Source organism: Lysinibacillus sp. fls2-241-R2A-57, assembly GCF_030209535.1.
Taxonomy (GTDB): domain Bacteria; phylum Bacillota; class Bacilli; order Bacillales_A; family Planococcaceae; genus Lysinibacillus.
The window spans coordinates 43,369-53,160 of record NZ_JARVRU010000038.1; the positions used below are offsets into that span (position 1 = coordinate 43,369).

General features: G+C 35.1%; 9 protein-coding genes. 8 read left to right on the plus strand and 1 reads right to left on the minus strand.

Annotation, left to right across the window (positions count from 1 at the left end; all coding sequences use genetic code 11):
• Positions 1-277: 277 nt before the first annotated feature.
• Positions 278-1,468 (minus strand): MFS transporter, encoded by a 1,191-nt coding sequence (locus tag QRN68_RS08020; RefSeq protein ID WP_285396254.1) that lies wholly within the window; start codon positions 1,466-1,468, stop codon positions 278-280.
• 334 nt (positions 1,469-1,802) lie between these two features.
• On the opposite strand from QRN68_RS08020, the gene QRN68_RS08025 reads away from it, so the two are divergent.
• From QRN68_RS08025 to QRN68_RS08060, 8 genes are all read left to right on the plus strand, one after another.
• Positions 1,803-2,711, plus strand: a complete 909-nt coding sequence (locus tag QRN68_RS08025) for a DUF2268 domain-containing putative Zn-dependent protease (RefSeq protein ID WP_285396256.1) — start codon at positions 1,803-1,805, stop codon at positions 2,709-2,711.
• Between the two features lie 305 nt (positions 2,712-3,016).
• A complete protein-coding gene (locus QRN68_RS08030) occupies positions 3,017-3,883 on the plus strand; it encodes a carbohydrate ABC transporter permease (protein WP_285396258.1) in 867 nt (288 codons plus the stop codon).
• 3 nt (positions 3,884-3,886) lie between these two features.
• Positions 3,887-4,714: a carbohydrate ABC transporter permease gene (locus QRN68_RS08035; protein WP_285396261.1), complete on the plus strand. Its 828-nt coding sequence runs from the start codon at positions 3,887-3,889 to the stop codon at positions 4,712-4,714.
• 25 nt (positions 4,715-4,739) lie between these two features.
• Complete coding sequence (locus QRN68_RS08040) at positions 4,740-6,092, plus strand: extracellular solute-binding protein (protein WP_285396263.1); 1,353 nt, start codon at positions 4,740-4,742, stop codon at positions 6,090-6,092.
• Between the two features lie 110 nt (positions 6,093-6,202).
• Entirely contained in the window at positions 6,203-6,910 is a 708-nt protein-coding gene (locus tag QRN68_RS08045; RefSeq protein WP_285396265.1) for an HAD family hydrolase, read from the plus strand.
• Positions 6,911-6,941: 31 nt separating this feature from the next.
• Positions 6,942-7,253, plus strand: a complete 312-nt coding sequence (locus QRN68_RS08050) for a hypothetical protein (protein ID WP_285396267.1) — start codon at positions 6,942-6,944, stop codon at positions 7,251-7,253.
• A gap of 82 nt (positions 7,254-7,335) precedes the next feature.
• Positions 7,336-8,298 carry a sugar phosphate isomerase/epimerase family protein gene (locus QRN68_RS08055; RefSeq protein WP_285396269.1) on the plus strand — a complete coding sequence of 321 codons (963 nt, stop codon included), beginning with the start codon at positions 7,336-7,338 and terminating at the stop codon, positions 8,296-8,298.
• 131 nt (positions 8,299-8,429) lie between these two features.
• Positions 8,430-9,530 carry an ABC transporter ATP-binding protein gene (locus tag QRN68_RS08060; protein WP_285396271.1) on the plus strand — a complete coding sequence of 367 codons (1,101 nt, stop codon included), beginning with the start codon at positions 8,430-8,432 and terminating at the stop codon, positions 9,528-9,530.
• Positions 9,531-9,792 lie beyond the last annotated feature (262 nt).

A 9,792-nucleotide genomic window follows, 5' to 3' on the forward strand; every position in this document is an offset into this window, starting at 1 on the left:
AAACGCGATAAATCAACGTTTCTAAATTGATTTATCGTGCTTTTTAAGGTTTTGACCAATTTTGTCCCAGCCATTTGAATTGTATTTCTACTTATAAATAATGTCTATTAATCCTGTAACAACTAGGTACAGCGCACATGACATAAAAAACCACATACGCTTTATGTGTTCGTTTTTTCATAAGGAAGTGTGTCAGTATACTGAGTAAAATAATTAGACCCAGCCCAGCAATAATCGTTGTAGCGTAAAGTTCACTCATGAATAATTATTTCATTTTTTATGCTGATTTCTTTTGTTTTTGGTCTAAAAGATGACAAAAGAAAGTTAGTAGACTTGCACAGACTGCAACTATTCCACCGACCCATGTTACATTCATTAAATTTCCTTGATGGTATACAATTCCTCCTAATGCAGAACCAAAAGCGATGCCTACGTTGCTTGCCACTGGCATAAGTGAAGCAGCGAGTCCTGTAGCATTTGGCTGATAAATTCCGGCGAGGTCTATTAAATATAGCTGAGTAGATGTTGTTAAGAGGATGGACATTAACGACATTAGGCCAATGTTTACCAGTCCTAAAATAAAATGATTTGTAGTCCAAAATAAACTTGTTAGAACAACTGCCTGCACGAGAAAAACAAACCGAAGGCGACCGATTGGATTGTGGCTGGCAATTTTACCGGCGAGGATATTGCTGAAAATCGAGATAAATCCGTAACCAAATAAGATTAAACTAATTGAATTATTTGGTGCGCCCATTCCCTTTAAGATAGGAACCAGGTACGTAAAGACAGCATAAGTTGCGCCAAATCCGAGCGCTGGAATGAAAAAAGCCATCAAAATTCTAGGCTTGGTCAGTAAAGAAAACTGATCCCGTATCGAACTGCGTACTTGGCTGAGATTATTAGGTAAGACAAAGAAGGACGCCAAAAACGCCAATACTCCTAAGGAAGTAGTTAACATGAATGTGGCATTCCAGCCGTACCATTCGGCGATTACAATACCAATTGGCACTCCAACGACATTTGCAAGTGTGAAACCACCGAAAACGAATGATATCGCAAGTCCGCGTTTTTTAATCGGCATGGTTTCACTTGCAACAATCATAGCTAGGGAGATTAATACTCCTGTTACAATCGCTGTCAAAATTCGAAGGGCAAGGAGCATGATGTAGCTCGTCGAAATAACACACAAAGCATTTAGGATGATGAAAGATCCTATCAAAAACAACATCCATTTACGCTTTGGAAAATGACTTGTTGCTGACATCACTAGTGGTGTGGCGATGGCAAACGTAATGGCAAACGCAGAAACGAGTGTGCCTGCTTTCGCATTTGTCATATGTAGGCTTGAAGAAATATCAGTTAAAATTCCAACAATCACAAATTCACTTGTCCCGAGAACAAATGTTAATAAAGAAAGTGTTAAAATGAGCAACCAATGTCTCTTGGATAATTTTGTGGGGTGCATAAATACCTCTTTTCTAAGATGAATGTAAATGTGTCAAATAGTAGATACACAACCTGAACATCATACCATAAAATTTTTAGCGAGAAAAACCCTTTCAAAATAGAGGTTAATGGATTGCCAGAATCGACAAGGCTGCATGGTTAGAAGAAGACTATTTAAGAAAGAACACTTCTGTTGATAATGCTATTGATTGCAGTAGGTTTTAAAAAATATGTATGTAAATTATTAAGAAACGGACTAAGTACATTGAATTTATATATAGCAATTTAAAACATTAAAAGCTTTACATTGCCGTTGCGTAAAGAATTAAGCTATTCGATATGGAGGAGATAAAATGGAAAAAGTAAAAATCAACTTAATCAATAGCTTAGATTTCTATAATAAGTGTTTAATAGGAAATGATAATGAGAATTCATTCCGATATGAATTGATGCAACCAATGAAAATAATGTGGGATTATTTAAATGTACCGTTAAAAGCAACCCAACCTAATGGATATGATGTTGTTATGGCATCTGAGATGTTAGGGATTTGGACTCCTAGAAAATCTATTCAACAAGTTGAGGATAATCTACCAGAGCTAATAGAATCTAGAATTTTTGATGAATATCAGGAAGTGATCTCAAAAGGAATTGATAAATTTGAAAAGATAGATTATTTTATTCCACTAGAAGAAATCACTGTAAATATTCTTTTAGGGGATGAAGATAGTCAAGAAATGAAAGTAAATAAAGGATATTCAGGTTTTGGTGGAATACCGGGATATATTTTGCTAATGGTTGTTCCTAATGATTTTAATAAGAAAAGATTAAAATCCGCTTTAGCTCACGAGTTTAATCATAATGTTCGTTTTACATTTGAACCATTTAATCATGGCGACGTGACTGTAGAAGAATATTTAGTATTGGAAGGTTTAGCTGAATGTTTTGCTGAAGAAATGTATGGGAAAGAATTGATAGGACCTTGGATTGAAGATTTTGATAAAGGAGAGATGGAGTACTCAATCGAAGTGATAAAAGAAGGACGGAAGACTAAAGGTTTTGGAGAAGTAGCAGCTTATATGTTTGGTGATGAGGTTGCGAAGAAACAAGGATACAGTCCAGTTGGTTTATCACAGAATGCAGGATATACTATTGGTTACCACCTGATTAAGCAATACTTAGCCAACAGTAACAAAAGTATTGCCGAAGCGACACTGACACCTACTGAAGAAATAATTAGAGTCTCTAGATTTTTCGATTAACCTCATATACAGCTGATGCGGTGAATAAATTAAACGAACTTTAATGCAACAAGGGTTTTAAAAATAATCAAACTTTTGATAAAGAATTTAGAATTTAATTTGCAGCATTAAATAAGAGCATATCAATATCGCTAATTGAATCAAACTATTTCTCAATGACAACGAGAAATAGTTTTTTTATGATAATGTATTGGTTTTTGTGTTGTTTTACTTTGTTTATATGTTTATTTTTACAACTTGTTAATAAAAATACAACATCTGATTAATAATTTGGCTTTACAATGTGAAACAGGAGGTGACACTGAATGCAAATAAAATTTTCAAAGGCTGCGTTCTTTTTATTACCGGTTGGAATACCTCTTACACTCTTTTGGATTATTCCGAATTTGTTTAGTTTAGGTATTAGTTTTACAGACTGGGATTTCATGACAAATGATTTTAATTTTGTTGGTTTAGATAACTATTTCAATTTATTTACCCAGTCAGCTTTTAAGCAGGCATTGCTAAACACGCTGTATTTTGGATTTGGGACAGTTATTCCAACGATTGTATTAGGATTAATTTTTGCTTTGTTCTTTAGAAAAAATTTCAGAGGCTCTGCCATTTACAAATTGATGATTTTTTCGCCATGGGTAACACCAACAGTAGCCGTATCGATTGTATGGTCACTTCTATATGAACCGGAATTAGGTGTTATCAATAAGGTGCTAGGTTTGGTAGGCATACCTGGTTTGGATTGGCTGAAGAGCAGTGAAACCGCAATGCTAGCAGTCATTATTGTAACGGTTTGGAAACTAGTTGGATGGACAATGATTTTCTATATTGGAGCGCTCGAGAAGGTACCTGATAGCTTATATGAAGCGGCAAGTATTGATGGAGCTAATGCATGGCAGAAGTTTCGACATGTCACACTTCCGATGGTTTCACCAACAACTTTTTTCTTAATTGTTGTAAATACGATTGTATCGCTGCAAGCATATGATCAAATCAAAATCTTAACACAAGGTGGACCGAGTGGTTCGACAAGAACATTACTCTATTTATTCTTCCAACAAGCGTTTGAACAATTTGATATGGGATCCGCGACAGCCATCGCGTTTATCATATTAATTATTACAATCCTATTATCGTTTATAAACAAGATAATAGGTGACAAGTGGGTGAATTATTAAGACATGAGTAATCATAAAAAGACACCGAAAATTTTAAAGCATCTCTTTTTAGCTTTATCGAGCATCTTGTTTGTCTTTCCTTTTATTTGGATGATCCTTAGTTCGTTTAAAACATCCAGTGAAGTACTACAAGGTGGTTTTTGGCCAAAAGAATTTCATTGGGAAAATTATCAAGAAGTATTAGGAGTCATTCCTTTTCACACGTATATATTTAATAGTTTCTATACTTCATTGATTATTACGATCTATGTTCTTATTTCGTCGGCACTCTTTGCTTATATGTTGGCATTTTATAAATTTAAAGGGAAAGAATTAACGTTTGGCGTTGTCATGGCAACATATATGATTCCAGGCGCTGTATCGTATGTTCCTGTGTATGTGATGTTAGCGAAAATGGGAATGTTAAATACTCATTTTGGATACATTATTTCTTTATCAGTTAGTGTATTTGGGATTTTTTATTTTAGACAAGCGTTCCTTAAAGTTGGTCATGAAATCGTAGAAGCAGCCAAGATAGATGGAGCAAGTGATTGGAAGATTCTTTGGAAGATTGTCTTCCCGATGACACGTTCATCATTTGTGACACTAGGTTTAGTGACATTTATCGAAAACTATAATAACTATATTTGGCCAGCGTTAGTATTAAAAGATAACGATAAAAAATTAATTACTAATGGGATTGCTGATTTTTTCATTAATAGCTCATTAGGCAGGGATTGGTCACACATTATGGTTGCAAGTACAATCGCTACAGTCCCACTCTTACTTGTATTTTTAGTATTACAAAAATGGTTCCTCTCAGGTGTTTCTGATTCTGGAATAAAGGGTTAACTAATTTTAAAGGAGGCAGTTCATGTTGAAGAAATTATTAGCGCTTTTAATGGTTGTATCATTATTTGTTGGTATACTTGCAGGTTGTTCTGGAGGAGAAGGAAATACAGTTAAGGTAACGAAAGAAGGGGATAAAATCGTTGTCCCATTCATAAACGGAGTTGGGGGATCACTTGCTGATCGTTTAGATAAAATTGTGATGGATTTCAATCAAAGTCAGGACAAGTACGTTGTAAAAACGACAAAAGCAGGTAACTATGATGAGTCTTATCAAAAGCTTCAAAGTGGATTTGCGGCAAACAATCAAGAAGCCATTGCTTTACTAGGTTCAGACGTTATTCAAAACTATATTAACAAAGAGCTAGTTGTCCCAATCGATCAATTTATAAATGATGATAAAGAATTAAAAATAGAAGATTACGGTAAAGGTTTTGTTAGTCAAGCAACAGTTGATGGGAAATTATATGGAATTCCTCTATATGGCACAACACAGATTCTTTATTATAATAAAAAAGTATTAGAGGAAAATGGTTTTACTACAGATGACTTAAAGACATGGGAAGGAGTAGAAAAGGTAGCCAAAAAAGTATCAAAGCGTGATGCAAATGGAGACGTTCAATACGCAGGGTGGATGCCAATTTGGGGTACGACGAACTTAATTGATTCTGTTCGAAGTGCTGGAGGAAATGTATTAAGTGAAGATGGAAAGAAAGTTTTAATTAACGATGAAACATGGGTAAAGGTATGGGACAAATACCGTACGTGGCTTCATGAAGATAAAATCATGAACATTCATACAGGTGGTACTGGATGGGAATATTGGGATAACACAATTATTGATTTTGTTGAAGGTAGAACATTAGGATATACAGGTTCATCTGGTGACCAAGGATTTGTCTATAAATCGTTAGGTGAGGGAATGGATGAGGCCGAAAGACTGGCTACATTTGGAGCAGTTCCACAACCAGGCTGGGGTGACCATAAGCCAGCACCTAAATTAGAAGCTTATTTTTTAACTTTAACTAGAAATACCGATCCAGAAGTAGCTAAAGGTGCATATGAGTTTATGAAATTTGCAACAAGTACCGAGAAAACTGCAGAATGGTCAATGGAAACAGGCTACATCCCTGTTCAAAACAATGTTACTGATTATAAGCCTTATGCTGATTTCGTGAAAAAACAACCACAGGCGTTAGTTCCGTTAGAGCAAGCAAATAAAAATGGAGTTTCGCCATTTATCGATCCAACAGGCGGAAAAATCTATGATGCATTAGATATAGCGAAAGATAAAGTAGAAATCGAAGGAATCTCTGCTAAGGAAGCATTAGATGAAGCGGCGAAAATTGCTCAGGAAGAATTAGATAAAGTGAAGAAGTAAATTTTTTAAAAGAGGGGTGGAGGTGCTTCTCTCTTGAATGAAAGAAGTACCTTCATTATTTCATGAATGGGTCTTATATAATAGGTTTTATGTTTAGGGAGGCGAAGAAGATGAAGAAAGGAATCATTTTCGATAAGGATGGAACATTAATACAGCTCGATACTGTTTGGTACAAAATTGTTGATTGTGTGCTTAATGATGTATTTCAAAAGTTTCCGAATGAAAAGAATAAACGAGATGAGTATATGCAGATTATTGGAATGGACAATAATGATTTTGAGAGTACGAGTTTACTTGCTAGTCAAACGAATTCTTTTATTGCCGCTGCATGGTATTCAATTTTGGGAGAAAAAAATATTAAAAAAGGGGAATTTATACACGATGTTTGTGCTTCATTCAAAAAGCATTCTACATCAGATGACCTTGTATTTACAGAAGTAAAAGGTGCACAGGAAACATTAAAGTATTTAAAAGATCATGATTATATTATCGGTATTGTGACAGCAGACGATGTTGATGCAGCCATTCATTCGCTTAAAATGACGAAGCTATATGACTATATAGATTTTTTAGGTGCAGATGATGGCATCAATAAACCTAAACCTAATAGTGAATATTATCATATTTTCAAAGATAAATTCCTACTGAATGATGATGAAGTTTTAATGGTAGGTGACACGTTAACTGACATTCGATTTGCACGAAATAGCCGTATTGAAGTAGCCGGGGTACTTTCTGGTGCATGCAATAAGGAAGATTTAGAAGGAAAAGCAGACTATATTATAGATAGTGTTAAAGATATTCAAAAGATTTTATAGCACATTGTAGAGAGGTCTCTGTCGGAAAACAATGACTACTTTAATTGAGAAAAAATGGGTAATATTGTTGTGCTTAGAGATTTTAGCGTGGTTGTCAACATTTTTTATGTTGTATGCAAGATACGGCTTGAAGTCAAAATTATGGTTCCGGATTAGTTCAATCGCATTTGCAATTACCGGAGTGATACCGCAAGTGATTATGGGAATAATTAATTATTGGTTTACAAAGGAATTGGATTTATTTACATTCATTATTGTTTTAATAATTGGATATGGTATGACTTTCGGTAAAAAACAGGTGAAAAAGCTAGACAAATGGGCTGAGGCTAAATTTTCTAGGTAAGTAAGCTTGAAATAGTTTTATAGGAATATATTAGATTTACTCAGGGAAGATTCGAGAAATTTTATTAGAGATGGTGAAACGGATGAAATTAGGATTAGAGACGGAAACCTATCATTTACTTTTTCAAAATGGCCGAATGGATATTTTTGATTTTATTAGAAAAACAGCGGATCACGGTTTGGATGGGGTAATGATTAATGTCATTGCTTATCCAGGCGATAAATATTTACATCCTAAGTGGGGTGCTCTTGGCGGTGCTGAAGCTGATCATTTAGAGAAGGTGCGTAAAGAAATTGAAAAATATGGATTGTACGCAGAGATTGACGCGAGAGGAACAGAACCAGAGCATTTATCAGAGGTTATCGAGGTAGCACATAAAATTGGAGCAGATGTGATTCGGACGTATTGCTGTCCAGGCAAATATGATAAAGAATTACTAGATCAGGCCCCAAACAATATAAAAAAAGTGGTGCCACTTCTAAAAAAATATCGAATTAAATTAGCTGTTGAAAACCATGAGGAAGAAATAGCTGACGAAATTATACAAATTGTCAATGAAGTAAACAGCTATTGGGTAGGAGCTCATTATGATTTTGGAAATTCAATGATGGCATGGGAAGACCCAGTGGAAGCAGCAAGAAAGCTTGCTCCGTATACGTATACAACCCACTTTAAAGATCATATTATCATCGAAGCAAAAGATGGTTATAAAGTGTGCGGAGTTCCGGCAGGACAAGGAAATATCGATTTAGACGAAATCTTTAAAATTATGGTGGAGCATTCCCCATTAACAAGAATTAATATTGAAATGTGCTATCCGTATGTAGCTCAATTTAAAAGGGAAAAAGGTACAGGTGGTGTTTTTGAAGTAGGAGAAGGTGCGTTTAAAGTGGAGAATCCTCCATTTGATCGAAATGTGATCGAACCAGAAAATTATTACTATCCTGCTGATGAACATTTAGAAGTACTGATTGAAAAACAAATTCAAGGTGCTGAACAATCGATTAAACATGCAGTAGAGCTTAGAGATAAGTATTGTAGATAACGTCAATTTTATGAGAATATTGGCCAAGCGTAGGGTTGATTTCGCCTTGACGTAATGACATATGTTTTATTAAATGACATACTCAATTTTCGGCGATGATTCTGAAAAAATTACAATATTAGGAGGCAATGATGGCTCAGCTATTATTCGAACATATTTATAAAAAATATGATAATGATACAACGATCGTAAAAGATTTTAACCTAGAAGTAAATGATGGAGAATTCATCGTTTTTGTAGGACCTTCAGGGTGTGGGAAATCGACAACATTACGTATGATCGCAGGTCTTGAAGAGATTACAGATGGGGACTTTTATATTGATGGAAAGCGTATGAATGATGTTGCACCTAAAGATCGAGATATCGCAATGGTCTTCCAAAATTACGCTCTTTATCCACATATGACGGTTTTCGATAATATGGCATTCGGTTTAAAACTTAGAAAGTATAGCAAAAAAGAGATTGAAGAACGTGTAAAACATGCAGCGGAAATCCTTGGGCTTGAGAATTATTTAGACCGAAAACCTAAAGCACTTTCAGGTGGACAACGTCAGCGTGTGGCATTAGGACGTGCGATCGTTCGGAATGCAAAAGTCTTTTTAATGGATGAACCGTTGTCAAACTTAGATGCCAAGCTACGTGTTCAAATGCGTGCTGAAATTTCGAAATTGCACCACCAATTGCAAACAACAACGATATATGTTACCCATGATCAAATCGAAGCGATGACGATGGCTTCACGTATTGTTGTGTTAAAGGACGGCATCATCCAACAAGTGGGTACACCTAAAGAAGTTTATGATCGACCTGCAAACGTATTTGTAGGAGGTTTTATAGGCTCTCCTGGAATGAATTTCTTTAAAGGAACATTAACAGAAAGTGCTTTTATAGTTGGCGATTGGAAGCTTCAGGTACCAGAAGAGAAGCTAGAGTTCTTTAGAAATAACGGATATATGAATAAAGAAATGATCTTAGGTATACGACCAGAAGACTTCAATAATGGTCAAACATCTTTAGACGTATCCAATCAAACGAAAGTAACGGTCAATATTGAAGTATCAGAATTAATGGGGTCAGAAACGTATCTCTATTCGAAAAATGACGGTCAATCCTTCGTTGCACGTGTTGACTCCTCAACAGACGTGCATAGCCAATCAAAGATAGACCTTATGGTGAATATGCAGAAAGCTCATTATTTTGATGCTCAAACTGAAAAAAGAATAATTTTATAGATTATTCATTATGGAAGTAGATTTCTTTAGAAGAATATAAAAAAGAGGCTAAACAAAACTGGGCAAAACCTAAAAAGCGCGAGAAATCAATTTAGAAACGTTGATTTCTAGCGCTTTTTTGATGTTAAATTCTTTAATTTTGTGTAAAAAAATATGTTTATGTCATAAGCAAAGCAAATGCATGAAGGTAGATGTCGATATTTTTTGAAAGTTGGGTGATAAATCGATAAAGTTGGTCGATAAACGATCAAAAGTTCTCGAT